Annotated in this window: 15 protein-coding genes and 1 pseudogene; 9 read left to right on the top strand and 7 right to left on the bottom strand. The window is 66.6% G+C overall.

Going from position 1 to position 14,959, the window contains the following annotated elements; translation table 11 throughout:
• Positions 1-30 precede the first annotated feature (30 nt).
• Positions 31-801, bottom strand: coding sequence for a PP2C family protein-serine/threonine phosphatase (locus ABFO07_RS22185; RefSeq protein ID WP_059559049.1), 771 nt, complete (start codon positions 799-801; stop codon positions 31-33).
• 34 nt (positions 802-835) lie between these two features.
• Positions 836-1,120: a hypothetical protein gene (locus tag ABFO07_RS22180; protein WP_059559054.1), complete on the bottom strand. Its 285-nt coding sequence runs from the start codon at positions 1,118-1,120 to the stop codon at positions 836-838.
• Positions 1,121-1,601: 481 nt separating this feature from the next.
• Here ABFO07_RS22180 and ABFO07_RS22175 point away from each other — a divergent pair, with 481 nt between their 5' ends.
• Entirely contained in the window at positions 1,602-2,135 is a 534-nt protein-coding gene (locus ABFO07_RS22175) for a lecithin retinol acyltransferase family protein (RefSeq protein ID WP_347469574.1), read from the top strand.
• A gap of 43 nt (positions 2,136-2,178) precedes the next feature.
• Positions 2,179-2,421, top strand: a complete 243-nt coding sequence (locus ABFO07_RS22170) for a hypothetical protein (RefSeq protein ID WP_059559062.1) — start codon at positions 2,179-2,181, stop codon at positions 2,419-2,421.
• A 30-nt stretch (positions 2,422-2,451) separates the two neighbouring features.
• Here the strand turns inward: ABFO07_RS22170 and ABFO07_RS22165 are convergent, their stop codons facing one another.
• Positions 2,452-2,670, bottom strand: coding sequence for a hypothetical protein (locus tag ABFO07_RS22165; RefSeq protein ID WP_059805181.1), 219 nt, complete (start codon positions 2,668-2,670; stop codon positions 2,452-2,454).
• Positions 2,671-2,977: 307 nt separating this feature from the next.
• On the opposite strand from ABFO07_RS22165, the gene ABFO07_RS22160 reads away from it, so the two are divergent.
• Entirely contained in the window at positions 2,978-5,062 is a 2,085-nt protein-coding gene (locus tag ABFO07_RS22160) for a serine/threonine protein kinase (protein WP_124483890.1), read from the top strand.
• Positions 5,063-5,081: 19 nt separating this feature from the next.
• On the opposite strand, the gene ABFO07_RS22155 is transcribed toward ABFO07_RS22160, so the two are convergent.
• Positions 5,082-5,540 carry a (2Fe-2S)-binding protein gene (locus ABFO07_RS22155; RefSeq protein ID WP_124491307.1) on the bottom strand — a complete coding sequence of 153 codons (459 nt, stop codon included), beginning with the start codon at positions 5,538-5,540 and terminating at the stop codon, positions 5,082-5,084.
• Positions 5,468-7,669 (bottom strand): xanthine dehydrogenase family protein molybdopterin-binding subunit, encoded by a 2,202-nt coding sequence (locus ABFO07_RS22150; protein WP_347469573.1) that lies wholly within the window; start codon positions 7,667-7,669, stop codon positions 5,468-5,470. Before ABFO07_RS22150 ends, ABFO07_RS22155 begins: the two co-directional genes overlap by 73 nt.
• On the opposite strand from ABFO07_RS22150, the gene ABFO07_RS22145 reads away from it, so the two are divergent.
• The 3 genes from ABFO07_RS22145 to ABFO07_RS22135 all read left to right on the top strand — a co-directional run bounded on the left by ABFO07_RS22145 (position 7,668) and on the right by ABFO07_RS22135 (position 11,425).
• Positions 7,668-7,940 (top strand): hypothetical protein, encoded by a 273-nt coding sequence (locus ABFO07_RS22145; protein WP_230941955.1) that lies wholly within the window; start codon positions 7,668-7,670, stop codon positions 7,938-7,940. The two genes, ABFO07_RS22150 and ABFO07_RS22145, sit on opposite strands and share 2 nt — an antisense overlap.
• A 156-nt stretch (positions 7,941-8,096) precedes the next feature.
• Complete coding sequence (locus ABFO07_RS22140; RefSeq protein WP_347469572.1) at positions 8,097-10,427, top strand: hypothetical protein; 2,331 nt, start codon at positions 8,097-8,099, stop codon at positions 10,425-10,427.
• Between the two features lie 29 nt (positions 10,428-10,456).
• Positions 10,457-11,425: an NAD(P)/FAD-dependent oxidoreductase gene (locus ABFO07_RS22135; RefSeq protein ID WP_347469571.1), complete on the top strand. Its 969-nt coding sequence runs from the start codon at positions 10,457-10,459 to the stop codon at positions 11,423-11,425.
• Between the two features lie 95 nt (positions 11,426-11,520).
• On the opposite strand, the gene ABFO07_RS22130 is transcribed toward ABFO07_RS22135, so the two are convergent.
• On the bottom strand, positions 11,521-11,781 hold the full coding sequence (locus ABFO07_RS22130; RefSeq protein WP_347469570.1) for a bacteriocin: 261 nt from the start codon (positions 11,779-11,781) through the stop codon (positions 11,521-11,523).
• A 631-nt stretch (positions 11,782-12,412) separates the two neighbouring features.
• Positions 12,413-12,673 (bottom strand): hypothetical protein, encoded by a 261-nt coding sequence (locus ABFO07_RS22125; RefSeq protein ID WP_017329336.1) that lies wholly within the window; start codon positions 12,671-12,673, stop codon positions 12,413-12,415.
• 470 nt (positions 12,674-13,143) lie between these two features.
• On the opposite strand from ABFO07_RS22125, the gene ABFO07_RS22120 reads away from it, so the two are divergent.
• The 3 genes and pseudogenes from ABFO07_RS22120 to ABFO07_RS22110 all read left to right on the top strand — a co-directional run bounded on the left by ABFO07_RS22120 (position 13,144) and on the right by ABFO07_RS22110 (position 14,949).
• Positions 13,144-13,890 carry a BON domain-containing protein gene (locus tag ABFO07_RS22120; RefSeq protein WP_059805253.1) on the top strand — a complete coding sequence of 249 codons (747 nt, stop codon included), beginning with the start codon at positions 13,144-13,146 and terminating at the stop codon, positions 13,888-13,890.
• Positions 13,881-14,050 (top strand): annotated as a pseudogene (locus ABFO07_RS22115) (LysR family transcriptional regulator); the annotation flags it as partial. The gene ABFO07_RS22120 and the pseudogene ABFO07_RS22115, both read left to right, overlap by 10 nt.
• 218 nt (positions 14,051-14,268) lie before the next feature.
• Positions 14,269-14,949, top strand: a complete 681-nt coding sequence (locus ABFO07_RS22110) for a hypothetical protein (protein ID WP_124491167.1) — start codon at positions 14,269-14,271, stop codon at positions 14,947-14,949.
• The last annotated feature ends 10 nt before the right edge of the window (positions 14,950-14,959 follow it).

Below are 14,959 nucleotides of genomic sequence, written 5' to 3'. Positions count from 1 at the left end.
GCGCTTGGTCTCCTGGTCGATCGGCGTCGATCAGAGCCGCACGGCGGGATTGGCGAGCGTGCGGTCGGACGCATCGGGGTCGTCCGCGCGGATCACGATGGCGGTGACGTTGTCCCGCCCGCCGTTGAGCAATGCGAGGTCGACGAGCAGGTCCGTCGCGCGCGCGCAATCGCCGCACGCGAGGGCGGCCGAGATGTCGGCTTCGTCCAGCTCGTTGCTCAGGCCATCGCTGCACAGCAGGAACATGTCGCCGTCGCACACGTCGATGCGCCGTTCGTCCAGATGCAGCCGCTCGGACGCGCCGACGGCGCGCGTGATCAGGTGCAATGCCGGATGATGGCGCGCCTGCTGCGCGCTCAGGTGGCCCTGCGCCTGCAGTTGCGCGACGTGGCTGTGATCGCGCGTGAGCTGCGTCAGGTGCGCGTCGCGGTACAGGTAGATCCGGCTGTCTCCGGCCCAGACCCAGCCGCATTGACGGCCGCTCGCGAGCAGCACCGCCACCGTGCTGCCGATCATGCGCACGCCGCGCTGGGCGGCCGATTCGCGCAGGCGTGCGTTGACTTCATCGAGCGCGGTGCGCGCGGCCTCGATGAAGTCCGCCAGCGTGGCCGGGGCCGCCAGCCGCTCCAGCGCCTGCACGATCGTCCGGCTCGCGAGATCGCCGGCCGAATGGCCGCCCATGCCGTCCGCAACGGCCCACAGGCCACGGTGCGGCAACGCGAGGCAGTCGTCTTCGTTGATCTCGCGAACGCGGCCCACGTCAGTGCGCGAAGCCGACGTCCATTGCAGTTCTGCGCTCACGGCGCGCCATTCCTTTCATTCGCGTGAACAGGCGCTAGACGAGCCGGTTCCGGCCGTCCGCGCCAACCCCGACCACGATGTTCGCGCCGGGCGCCGAGTTCGTGACGTCGATGTTCTGGATCTGGTTGAGCACCTGGTTCGCATAGAACGTGTTGTACGTCTGATAGAGGTTGACGACGGGCCCGAACGCCGGAGCCGGGGGCGCGTAGGGCTGGATCCAGCCGAATACCCACGGCGCGCCTGCGCCGCGGATGAACGACATCGTCTTGCGATCGATGTCGTGCTGCATGTGAAGGTCGGTAATCGCGAGCGAGGTCATGATGAGTCTCCGTATGGGGGGCTGGCCGACGGACCGGTACCCGATACGTGCAAACCTCGTGCCATGCGTGACGCCACCCGCGTGCGTTGCCCGGGCGCGTGCGTCGATCCGGTGAGCGCCGCGCGCGGCAAGGCACGGCGCCATCGACCCGCGCTGCTTGCACGCTAGTGCGTCGCGGCCGTGTCCTGCAATGGTTGTGCGCAAGCCAACAGTTGCGCCCATGAACGTAGCCGCGAAACCGACAGGTGCGCCGGCAGACGCGGACGGCTGTCCGGCGCGTCACCTGGTGCCGTCGCACCAACACACGCCCCGTCGAATGGTTGGCCGCGCGCCGACAGCGCGACGCGCGGCTCGCCGGGCAGGTCCCGTCACGCCTTGCGCGACGGGCGCCGGATGATTGGCACGCTTGATGCAGGTTAGTTGGCAACCGGCTGACCCTTCGGCAACACGGGCGGCCGCCAACCTGCAGACGGAGCCAGTCATGAAACTCGACCTTCAACCAGTGAACAGCGCCGTGTTCCACACGGCGGCTGGCGCTGCGGAAGCGATCGAGCATGCGGCTGCGCTGCCCGTCGGCGACGCGGCGCTGCCGCTCGGCGCGCACCTGGTGTCCGATCGCGCGGGCTACAGCCACCACGGCATCTATGTCGGCGACGGGCGTGTCGTCCACTACGCGGGGCTGTGCGCGTCGCTGCATCGCGGCCCGATCGAGGAAGTCACGCTCGAACGCTTCGCCGCCGGTCACGCGGTGCGCATCGTGCCGCATCCGTACGCGATGTATGCGGGGCGCACCGCGGTGCTGCGTGCGCGTTCCCGCCTCGGCGAAAACCACTACCGCCTGCTGACGAACAACTGCGAGCACTTCTGCACGTGGTGCGTGGAAGGCACCGGCCACAGCGAGCAGGTTCGCACGTGCGTCATGCATCCGCGCACGGCACTGCGGTTCGCGCTGTCCATCTGCCGTGCGTTGATCGCGGCGCGGCGGGCAGGCGGACGGTGTGTCGCGGTTGCATGAGCGACGTCTCGAAGCATTCGACATGGCCATCAGGGAGGCTCAAATGAACGGAACCGGATCATCCCTGCGCAAGCAGGTCGACAAGTGGCTCGCCCCGAGCACGTTCGTGCCCGCGCGCGTCGTGCGTTTCAGCCGCATGCCTGCGCAACGGCGCCGCTTCGTCTGCGTCGAGGCCGCGCATCCGGCCGGCACCATCGCGATCTTCTTCTTTCGTCACGACGACGGCTCGTGGTGCGTGTTCCCGCCGGCGGATCGGCGGCCCGTGATGACGGCGCGCGCGGCCTGACCGTGCGCGCCGGGTCGAGCGGTGCGCCCTTCAACGCAACAGCGTCGGACGCGGCCGGGATGCCGCTGCGTCGACCGCCGGCATGCGCGTCGACGCAGCGCCGTGCGTGTCGGTGTGCAGATACGGGAAAGCCTGCGGCGCGAGCATCGTCTGATGCGCGCGGACCATCGCGCCGCCCGTGATGGCGGCCATCGCCTGCCGGTCGAGGTCGACGCTTTCGGGAAGATCGTTGATGACGAGCACGCCCATGGTTCGCTCCGCGAGATCGGATGGGAGGAGGGCAGCCGCGCAGCATCGTGCGATGCGCCGGCCCACCGGGAATCTGTCCAGTATAGGTTTCGCGGCACGGCCGCGCACGGGAAGCGGATCTGCCCGACATCTAGCTCCGGCACCGATTGCACAGGGCGTGACCGCAGACTAGTATGATTTGTTAGACATCCTGTCAGAAGGCTGGCGGCCGGTGCGGCGCGCAGTCGAATTCGTCTGACGATGACGTGGCGGCGCCGTGAGGTTCCGAAGCGGGTCGGCAAGCTGAAGCTGAGTAGACGGCATACGAATGATGAGCTTTACGCAGCTGATTCAGACATTCCAGAGCGGGGCGCTGTCGCAGGACGCGTTCTTCTCGGAGATCGACCGGGTGCTGGCGACCGACCAGGTCGATTGCGCGCAACTGCGCGAAGTGCTCGACCAGACGCAAACCACGCAGCCGCTGTCCGACGAGATCTATGCGGAAGTGCTGAGACGCATCGAACGGTGCCGCGACAAGACGGCATCGGCCGGCGATGCCACCCGGGTCCAGGAGGGCCCGCTTCATGCGGGGGCGAGTCCGGGCCCGTCGAGCGGCGCGATGTTCGTCGACAGCGAGCGCGTGAAAGGCATCGGCGATACGCTGAACGGGCGCTTCGTGCTGGAGGAGTGCCTCGGCGTCGGCGGGATGGGCACCGTGTACAAGGCGCTCGACCTCCGCAAGCTGGAGGCGTCGGATCGCAAGCCGCACATCGCGATCAAGGTGCTCAACGTGCAGTTTCGCGGCCAGCCGACGTCGCTGATCGCGCTTCAGCGCGAAGCCCGCAAGGCGCAGACGCTCGCCCATCGCAACATCGTCACCGTCTACGACTTCGATCGCGACGGCCCGCTCGTCTACCTCACGATGGAGTATCTGTCGGGCAAGCCGCTCAGCAAGGTGCTGCGTGCGCCGGGCTTTACGGGCATGCCGCTCGATGCCGCATTGCCGATCATCGCCGGCATGGGCCAGGCGCTCGCGTATGCGCATGAGCGCGGCTTCGTCCACTGCGATTTCAAGCCCGCCAATGTGTTCCTCACCGACAGGGGCGAAGTGAAGGTGATCGACTTCGGGATCGCTCGCGCCTTCCAGCGGCGCGACGAGGATCCCGACGTGACCGTGTTCGACCCGGCGAGCCTCGGCGGCATCACGCCTGCCTACGCGAGCCCGGAGATGTTCGAGCATCGCGAACCGGATCCGCGCGACGACGTCTACGCGCTCGCCTGCGTCACCTACGAATTGCTGACCGGACACCATCCGTTCGATCGGCGCTCGGCCACGCAGGCGCGTCACGACCACTTGCGGCCCGAGCGCCCGCCCGGTCTCGATCGCGCGCAATGGCGAACCTTGAGCGCCGCGTTGTCGTTCGACCGCGCGACGCGCACGCCGAGCATCAACCTGTTCCTGGAGGGCATGGGCGTGCTCGAGCGTCGTACGCCGGCATCGGGCGTACGCGTCGGGGCAGCCGTGGGCGCTTGCGTGCTGGCAGCGATCGCCGTGCTCTGGTACGGCTACCAGGCGCTGTCGCGCAGCGGCGAAAAGCGCCCCGCAGCGGACGCGCTCGCGCAGGCGCCTGCAGGCGGAGGGGATGCCGCGAAGTTGGGCGTCGCAGCCGGCAGCGCACCCGCGGCCACCACGAACGCCGCGTCGGCTGCCGCCAGCGAGCCGGCGCCGCCGCCGGCCATCTCGCTGCCGTCCGTGATGGCGGCGCTCGCGCGCGTCCCTTGTTCGGCGCTGGATGCGTCGGTGCAGGATCACGTGCTCCAGGTGCGGGGTTACGTGGAATCCGGTGTCGGCATCGGGCGGTTGCGCGCTGCGCTCGGCGGCATGCCGGGCGGGCAGACGGCGAATCTCGATGTGCGCCCGGTCGATGCCCACAATTGCGAGGTCGTGAGCGCGCTCGCCCCGTACTGGCGATCGAATCGGGCGTCGCCACACACCGCGTCGATCCGCACGCGGCCGCCCGATGCGCCGCTCGCGGAAGGCAACCCGCTGGTCATCGACATCACGACGCCCGGTTACGACTCGTACGTGAACGTCGACTACTACGTGCTGAACGGGAGTGTCGTGCATCTCGTGCCGAGCAGCCACGCACGCGACAACCAGGCGCCGCCGAATTACGCCGCCACGATCGGCAGCATGGGCGACTGGGTGATCGGCAAGCCGTTCGGCACCGAGATGATCGTGCTCCTCGTCACGCCGGCGCCGCTGTTCGACGGGCTTCGCCCGCCCTCCGAGCCGCGCGCCGCCTATCTCGCGGCCGTCGATCGGCAATTGAAACTGTTCGAGGCCAAGTACGGCGCGGGCCACATTGCCGCCGATTTCGTGCAGATCACGACGCATGCCGGCGGCAAATGATCGAGCGGATTCGTCACCGTCAGCGGCCCAGCGCTTCGGCCGCCTTGTGAATGGCCTTGCGGATGCGGGGAAACGTGCCGCACCGGCATCCGATGTTCTTCATCGCCTCGTCGATCTGGCGGTCGTCGGGGCGCGGGCAGCGCATGAGCAGGGCCGTGGCAGCGACCAGCTGCGCGCTCTGGCAATAGCCGCATTGCACGACGTCGACGGCAATCCACGCGTCCTTCAGTGCCCGCGCTTCAGGGCTGTCGAGCCCTTCGACGGTCGTGATGCGCGCGCCGTCCAGCGTACCGACCGGAATCTGGCAGGCCGGCACGGCCTGATCGTTCAGCAGCACCATGCATGCGCCGCAGATCCCGACGCCGCAGCCGAACTTCGTGCCGGTCAGCTTCCGTTCGCACCGAATCACCCAGAGCAGCGGGGTGTCGGGCTCGGCATCGAGATGAGCGGCCTCCCCGTTGATACGGACTGACACCATCGGTCGTCTCCTTGCTGGGGCAGGGGCGGCTTGACGAGCGGCAGCGTGCGATGGCGCACGCCCGTGAGCGCATACAGCGCATTCGCCACAGCCGCTGCAATCGGCGGCGTGCCCGCTTCGCCGACGCCGCGCGGCTCGGTCCCGCCCGCCACGATCTGCGTGACGATCTCGGGACACGTTGCCATGTTGACCAGCGGGTAGTCGTCGAAATAATGCTGCGCGACTTGCCCGTTCTCGATCGTGATCGCCTGTTCGAGCGCGGCCGACAACCCGAAGAGGATCCCGCTTTCCATCTGCTGCTCGACGAGGTTCGGATTCACGGCCAGCCCGCAGTCGATCACGCAGACCACGCGCGTCACGCGAAAGCCGTCGCCTTCCTGCCGGAGTTCGGCGACCTGCGCGACCACGCTGCCGAACGATTCGTGCATCGCCATGCCGCGCGCGCGACGCGCGCCGGTCTCGTCACGCCATGCCAGCGGCGCACGCCAGCCGGACAGCGCGACGAGCACCTGCAACACTGCCGCATGGCGCTGGTGCGCCGGCTGCTTCAGCATGTCGAGGCGAAACTGGATCGGGTCTTTCCGTGCCAGCGCCGCCATCTCGTCGATGAAGCTCTCGACGAAAAATGCCTGATGCGAGTGCCCGACGGAGCGCCAGAAGCCGACGGGCACCGGGAGCGCCACCGTATGGTGCTGGACGAGAACGTTCTCGCATTCGTAGGGCTGGTCGAATGCACCTTCCGCCGTGGTGGCGTCGGGCAGCAGCTTCGCGGCGATGGCGGGCGTGCCGAAGGTGCGTGGCATCGCCTGCGCGCTGATCGACTGGCTCGCCGACAGGCCTTTCCATGCAACCAGCCGGCCGCTCGAATCGAGCGCGCCGCTGTATCTCGCCACACAGGCGGGGCGGTAGAAGTCGTGCGTCATGTCCTGCGGGCGCGACCAGATCGTCTGCACGGGCCGCCCCTTCGCATGGCGTGCGATGGCGGCGGCCTGCGCGATGAAGTCGACCTCGAGCCGCCGGCCGAATGCGCCGCCGATCAATTGCTGATTCACGACCACCTTGTCTTCGCCCAGCCCCAGCAGCGCCGCGACCGCCTTGCGCGCCAGCATCGGAACCTGCGTGCCGACCCAGACCGTCGCCGCGTCGTCGTCGACCCGCACCGTGCAATTCATGGGCTCCATCGCGCCATGAGCCAGATAAGGCGCTTCGTACTGCGCGACGAACGGCTTCGCGCGGCTCAGCACGGCATCGGCATCGCCGGCGGCGTAGAAGGCGTGGCGGCCCGCGTCGCCGTCGAGCGCGCGCGTCAACGCCGCGCGGACATCCGCGGTATTCACGCCGGCAGCCGGGCCGTGGTCCCATCTGATCGACAGCTGGCACAACGTCCGCATCGCGATGAACGGGTTGTCCGCAATGACGGCAACGCCTCCGGTTCCGCCGTGGTACGGCTCGATCGTGAAGATGCCGGTCACGCCTTTCAGGCTGGCGACCCTGGACTTGTCGAAATCCAGCGCCTGTCCGCCGAGCGTCGGACACATCGTGACGCTCGCGTAGAGGAGTGTGTCCGGAAGCGCATCGATGCCGAAACGCGCGCTGCCGTCGAGCTTCGAGCGCGCCTCGATGCGACCCAGCCGTTTCCCGACGAGCGTGAACGCCTTCGGGTCCTTGAGCTCGACATGCGTCGGGCGCGGCACGTCCCGCGCGAGCCGGACGAGTTCGCCATACGTCGCGGAGCGTCCCGAACGATGCAGCACCCGGCCGGCTTTCGTCTCGCATTCCACGGCGGGAACGCTCCAGAGCTTCGCCGCAGCGCCGCGCAACATGACACGGGCCGTCGCGCCCGCCTCGCGCATGGGCCCCCACAGATCGACCATGCTCGTCGATCCCCCCGTCACCATCGAGCCCACATAGCGCGCTGCGCGGCGCGCCAGCGCCTCCATGCCGCGAGCGAGCAGGCCGTCATCGTCGGGACGAAACGGAAGGCCGTCGGCGAGGGTTGCGCGGTCCTTGTAGATCGTGTCGAGCGGGGACATGACGACGCGAACCCGGGACCAGTCCGCGTCGAGCTCCTCCGCCAGCAGCATGGCCGCGCCGGTATGCACGCCCTGGCCCATCTCGGATTTGCTCATGACGATCGTCACGTCATTAGACGAACTGATCATCACCCAGCCGTTCAACGGCACACCGGCGCGCGACGTCTCCAGCGCCGCGGGCATGGCCAGCCGGTCGTCGGGCCGCCACCATGCCCAGCCGATCACCAGCGTGCCCGCCGCGCCCGCACTGCCCAACAGGAAGGTTCTGCGCTTCAACATGATGTGGCTCGCCGCGATGTGTCGATCGAGTATTCAATGTTTCAAACACAATCCGAATCTTCATTTCTTCTGCAATCACCTATATTAGTCACTGATCCCGGCGACCGAGAACCTGAATGTGATGCCCGTTTGAAACACGTACTGAAAACGCGGCCTGCTGCGACCGGTTGGATATGCCGGGCCGACAGGCAGCGAAGCGCATCGTGCCGCCCGCTTCGAACGCACCACCTACCGGAGGTCGTTGATGCTTGTCGATGAGGTTCACGCGTTGCTGCTCGAGCTGGCGGTTCCGTGGCAACAAGCGTTCAAGCGTCACGGTCTCGATCTGTCCGATTCGGGCACGCCCGAGGAGACGGCGAATCGACTGAGCCGGCCGCTGCCGATCGATTGGGACGATCCCCGCATTCACGATCTCTGCCCGAGCACCGAGCGGGCGATCGAGCCCGGCGACCCCGCGCGCAGCCTGATCTATCACATGCTTGCACTGTCCGAGTGCCCATCGCCGGACGGTGGCGTGCGCCTCGAAGCGATCGATTTGCTGGAGAACTACATCGATTCGCTGGCGCCGCTGCCGCCCGACTGGCAGACGCTGGACGTCGCGGTGCTTGCTTACCAGTACCGGCCGGCGCGCCGTACCGGACATCAGCAGCATGCGGACCTCGTGTTCTCGCGGCTCGGCATTGCGCGCAACGGCGACGTCGACGCGCACTACGACGCGCAGACCCGCAGCTTCGTGCCGCACGTCCAGGACGGGATCGAGCACGTCCGCGCGATGCCGGCACGCTACGGCGCGTTCCTCGTCCGCCCGGTCATCGGCCCCGATACGCTTGCACTGATCGAAGGCAAGCAATCGGGCGACGATCGGCGCACCTTCATCGAGCCCGTGCGCAAGCTGTTTCCCGACGAGTGCGTGCCCGGCCTCCGGCTGACGTTGAAATATGGCCACCGTCATGTGGGCGAGAAGCTGAAGCGGGCCGTCGCGGCCCGCTGGGGCGTGCGGCCGTCGCCCGCGGGCGATCCGGACAGCGCACCGTATGCGGTCTGCTGCCAGGATCCCGACGCGGCAACGCCTGCCGGCCCGGACGCACCGGCAGTCACACTGAAGCGCGCCGGCGCAGCCGCGCTGCTGATACCGATCGCGCGGCCGATGATCGAGCCCGTGACGCCCGCCAACTACGGCGTGCGCGGCTTTCGCGTGCCGGCTCGATGGCGACTGGTGCCGCTCGCCAACCGGCGCTTCACGACGATGAGAATCATCACGAACTTGTGGAAGCTGGTGCTGGCCGCCATCGACGAGGTGCGGCATCGATACTTCCCGCATTTCGCGCCCGGATGGCTGCGATTTCCCGAACCGCGCAATGCGCCGGAATTCATCAACATCCGCCACAAGGTGCACGAGAACGGCACCTGCACGGATATGCGCGCGCATCCCGTCGACCGAAGGGACTTTCTCGGGGAAGTCGGCAAAGGCGGCTATCGCGCGCAGTTGTTTCTGGATCACTGCACCGAAGGGGTCGTGACGATCCGTGTCGACGAGCTCGCGCAACACGCCGTGCTGCCGGCCTATTCGGTCGTCGCCGCGCCGGACTTCTATCCGTACGCCGACCAGGCGGAACTGCAGCGCTGGTTCACGGACCGGCAGATCGATCCGAAGTCGCAGTTCCGCAGCGGCTCGCCGATATCGCTCAGCGCCGAGCGTCTCGCGGCCAATCCCGGGCACGTCGATCCGTTCAGGAATACGCAGGCGTTTTCGCCGAACGACCGGACGATCGCCGCCGCGTTCAGCCGGGCGGCACGCGCAACACGCCGGCAGGACAGGGAAGTGCATACGCCGCGCATGACGTCGTTTCTGTCGGACGCGTCTTCGAGTGTGTTCGCGCCCGGCTGGGACGTCACCTACGCAGGCGACCGGCGGGGCATCTTCCTCGCCACCTTCGGGTTGGGCAGCCCGTTTGCCGAAGACATCAAGCTCTGCGCGGCCTCCAACAGCTTCTGGCCCGCCGTGAGCCCGGATGCGTCGAGAACCTTCAATCGGTCCGACGCGCCGACCGCCATCCCCATGCTCGACCATGAACTCGGCTTGCATCCGTGTCATCCGCTGGTCACGCGCGGCGACGAGTCGAATACGCGGCGCGGATGGGACGGCGAATACGGCCCGTACCTGACGCCCGACGGCCGCGTGGACTACGCGGACATCGAACGCGCGGACTACGTCGCAAACGCGCTGCACGGCGAGATGCTGTATGGCGCATTCGAGCATGTCGATTCCGCCGAGCTGATTCGGCGGATCAGCGCGTTGCGCCATGCCGTCGCCGCATGCGACGACGGGCAAACGCCTTCGCATACGAGACTGTGGCTGGTATCCGCACGGGTGCTTCGCGAAGCCGGCGATGCACGGTGCTATCGCTTTCTGTTTGTCCTTCCTGCCGATAACGATGCGGCGCCGGAGCAGCACGCGCCGGGACGATTGCGCGTGCGTTACGGGCAGGCGATCCGTTGCGATGCGACCGAGGCGCGGACGGTCGGGCACGTGCTGCGCTGCGCACCGGGGCCTGACGCGCTCGGGCTTTACTGAGTGATTGCGGTGCGATGAACGCATGTGACGTGCTCGTCGTGGGCGACGGGCCTGCCGGATGTGCCGCGGCGATCGCTGCGGCGAGCGCGGGCGCCAACGTGTGGATGCTGGGTCGCGGGCGTTCGCGCGCGGCGCCGGAATGCGTGTCCGGCGCCGCGCTCGCGCTGCTCGATCGACTGGCGCCCGGGCTGGCGCGGCAACCGGATACCTGGCTCGACAGCCACGCGGATGCGCAGCGGGGACGTGCGGTCATACGCAGCCGCCTGGACGACGGCTTGCGCGCCGAAGCGCTGGCTGCGGGCGTTCGCTATTCGCGCGCGCCCGCTGACGGATTTGTCTCGCGCGTCGATCATGGAACGGTCGTCGGCATCGCGCGCGGCGACGGCGATGTCGGCGCACGCATCGTGATCGATGCGACCGGCATCAACGGATGGCTGCGGCGCGCGATCGGGCTCGACGTGGCAACCGACTCTTCGCCGTTCTGGCTTCGCCGCGGCTACGCGCGCACGCACGGCGCGCGCATCGGCACACACTGGAACATCGCGCGTGATGGCTGGCTTTGGTTGAGAGCAACGTCCACGTTTCAGATCTGGACGTCGCTTTCGACGCTGCGCGATGGCGATATCGCATGGCCCGTGGACACGGCGCCGGTCGGGCCGGTGTGGCGCGAGTGCCGGCGCTGGCGGCACCTGCGCCAGGCTGCGGGGCCGGGCTATGTCGTGTGCGGCGATGCGGCGGGCTATCTCGATCCCGCGACAGGAGACGGGTTGCGTTTTGCCATCGCTTCCGGCCTGCGCGCGGGCGCGATGGCCGTCGAGGTCATGCGTCATCCCGATCGGGCGAGCGTGCTGGCAGCGCTGTACTGCGACTGGGTGACGCGAAGCTACGAGCGCAACCGAGCCGTGCTGGCACGGAGTTACGCGGATGCGGGGCTGGATATCGGTTGGCGCGACCCGGTGCGTCGATCGGATTGCCGTTCAGCGGTTCATGCGCCATGAATGCCGGGAGAAAGCGCTGGCTTCGTTTTTATCGATGCAAGGAAGCCCGCCAAGCGAGAACGGCTTGGCGGGCTTCAAACGTCGCGAGGGCAAACTTACAGGCCCAGCTTCGCAATCACCTGGCCGCCGAGGTTGTTGATCGTGTTGGTCACGCTGGTGAGATCCTGATGCGTCGAGGCATCGACCTGCGTCACCGGGGCCGTGATGGTGTTGGGGCTGGCGAACGAGAAGCCGCCGCCGGTCGCGATATTGTTGATGCCCATGTTCTGGAACACGCTACCGCCGCTGACGGAAGCCATTTCCTTGTGGCTGAGTTCGTGGGTGCGGGACAGGTCGTTGATCATCAGTGCGGACATGGTAAATCTCCTTGAGTTTGCTGCGGTTTGGAAAAGAGCACGTTTCGTTGCGCTCGCAGATACAAACGCATAGGGCGTGCCAGCATCGTCCCGGGCGCGCGGAGGAGCACCTAACCTCATGAAAACAAACGCGATTCGATCTGGCTGAGGCCATTTCACGCGGCCCACCGAGCAAGCTTGAAGAATCACGATGTCTGGTTTTCCCAAACAATTTCCGTGGCGGCTGTTTTCTCTCGCCCGACAGGAAGGAAGGCATAGCGCTCGCGATGCAGGCGAACGCCTGCGCGATGGTGCGACGACGAGCGGTCGCAACCAGAATTGACGCAAAGATCGGGAAGGCGTGACGCCATCGACGTCGACGAAGTTGAGCGGATTCGCGTGCAGGGGCGGGGAGGGGCTAAATGCGCCTCCGGATCTGGCCGGCCGCTGATCGGGGCGGCCTGCGCAAATGACGGATCACCAGCAAGTTTCCCGGCGATGCCGGCTTCGTTTTTATCGATGCAAGAAAGCCCGCCAAGCGGGAACGGCCTGGCGGGCTTCAAGCGCTGCGAGGACGCACTCGCGGCAGTCTGGAGAACTTCACTACAGCGTTATCGGCTACGGCTGCCACTGCCTGGAAGCAGGGTGAAACTTACAGGCCCATCTTCGCGACAACGAGGCCGCCAAGGTTGTTGAGCGAGTTGGTCACGCTGGTGAGATCCAGGTGCGTCGAGGCATCGACCTGCGTCACCGGGGCCGTGATGGTGTTGGGGCTCGCGAACGAGAAGCCGCCGCCGGTCGCGATATTGTTGATGCCCATGTTCTGGAACACGCTACCGCCGCTGACCGAAGCCATTTCCTTGCGGCTGAGTTCGTGGGCGCGGGACAGGTCGTTGATCATCAGTGCGGACATGATAAATCTCCTTGGGTTTGCTGCGGTTTGGAAGAGAGCACTTTTCGTTGCGCTCGCAGATACAAACGCATAGGACGTGCCAGTCTCGGCTCATGCACGCAGGCTTTTCCTAACCCAATGAAAGAAAAGACAATTTTTATGATCTCCGTCATTTCACATGGCCGGCCGGGCAAACTTGAAGAATCACGGTGTCTGGTTCTCCCAAACGATTTCCGCAGCCCCTGTTTTCTCTCGCCCAACATGAAACGGGGCGTGGCGTTCGCGATGCGCGTCGAGAACATCCATGGGTAGCGGCCTCGGCCGCTTATGGCGCGAAGGCATGCAGCCGGCGCGCGACCTGTCCGGCCCGGCGCTTGTCCTGGCGGCACCGTTCCTATAATTGACGATACAGCGACCGCCGGATGCAGCAGATGCCTTTTCCGTCCGGGACCGGCGGCGCTGCTTCATTCAACCTTTGCGCGAGGCAGATCATGCAACGCAGCGACACGGTCCTGAAGCAGGTGATGGCGGCCTTTGAACACGAATCTCACCTGAAGTTACACAATCATCCCATTCACATGAGTCTTGACGGCAACGCGTTGACCGTGTCGGGCGAGGTGCCGGACATCGCATCGAAGAAGCGCCTGCTTTCGCTGACCCACGCACATAGCGGCGGGGTGCCGCTTGTCGACCGGCTCCTTGTGGCGGCCCATCCGCCGATGGGCGATGGCGAACTGCGCACGCGCATTTGCGAGCGGCTCGCGCAGGCGGTCGATTTTCGCAACTGCGTGATTTGCGCACGCGTCAAAGGGCAGCTCGAGGTGCTGCGCGGCACCATGGATCAGGCCGGCAACGAGGGCAGCGGCGCGATCGAGGTGACGGTCGAAAATGGTGTCGTGACGCTGACAGGGCAGGTGATCAGCCTGTCTCACCGGCGCCTGGCAGGCGTGCTTGCGTGGTGGGCAGGCAGCTGCCGCGACGTGGTGAACCTGCTGGAGCTGGTGCCCGCCGAAGCCGACGGCGACGAGGAGATTTCCGAAGTAATGCATCTCGTGCTGGAAACGGACCCCCGCGTGCGAGCCGACCAGATCACCGTCAGCGTGAAGAATCACCAGATCACCCTGGCGGGCTGGGTCGCGACGGAGGCGGAAAGGCTGATGGCCGAACAGGACGCGTGGTGCCTGGATGCGATCGAAGGGGTCGTGAACCGCATCGAAGTGAGTGCGCCACGCGCTTGACCAAGCAACTGGGCCGGAGCCAGCCGACGGTCAGCACCTGGCTCGGCCACCTGCGGGAATACCCGCACGATCCGCTCTTCACCCGAACACCCGGCGGCATGGCGCCGACACCGCAAGCCGGCACGCTGGTCGGCCATGCCGGGAAATTCTCGAATCCCTTCTCGCCTGCGCACCTGTAACCGGACCTGCCGGGCGTCCGCTCGGATGAAAAACATCCATCAAGCGGTGTTTTTCGATGCTTTGCGTCGCCATTCGATGCGGTTGAGATTTTTTTAGTCGCATCGAGACGATATGATTTCTCCAGCCCCAACATCGTCAGCCAATCCATGAAGCGCGCCAGCATCGCTGCGACGAGCCCCGCAAGCACGAGAGAGTTGTATGCCGGACACGCCAATCGTCATCGTTGAACACGCCCGCAGGCGAACCGCTCAAGTCCGGTCCGGCGACGTCCCCGCCGCTTTGCAGGATGGTCCCAAGTGGGTATGCCGGATCGTCCCGGATCACCCGCGGAGGGCCTGCGAACGGCACGGATCGGCTGCAAGCGCGGCTGGCATGCTCGGTCGACTGAAGCCTGCGAACGTCGTGTTGACGGACCCTGTCACGAGCGCCGCCGGCTGGCTGGCGTGCTCCGCCACCGACGAGGCCGGTCGGTGCCGCGCCTATGCGCATCTGGGCGCGGACCGGATCCTCGAGATGGTCGGAATGCCGGGCGTCGGCCCGTGGCTCGACGAGCACGACACCTGGTGGCCCGGCGCGTACGAGCTGCCGCTGCTCGAGCAGTTGTCCGCGAACGAGTCGCCTCTGCGCAACCTGCTTGGCGCGACTGCGCCCGCCCATCTGTTGATGAGCCTGACCGAAGTCGACGGCACCGCACTCGTGACCGAATCGGACGATGGCATCGAGCGCCCGTTCCGTATTCCTGCCGGTGTGGATACGATCCATTTCGCACCCGTATGCATCTGCGGGCCAGTAGCGCAATGGCGCGAAACGCTCGTCACCGCGTTCGACCGCGTCCGGCATCTGGTCGGGCTCAGATCGGCCCGACCTTTCTATCTTTGACGCAAGCACC

The sequence above is a fragment of the Burkholderia stagnalis genome (genome assembly GCF_039848545.1).
Classification (GTDB): Bacteria; Pseudomonadota; Gammaproteobacteria; order Burkholderiales; family Burkholderiaceae; genus Burkholderia; species Burkholderia stagnalis.
This window is presented reverse-complemented; position numbering and strand designations above follow the sequence as displayed.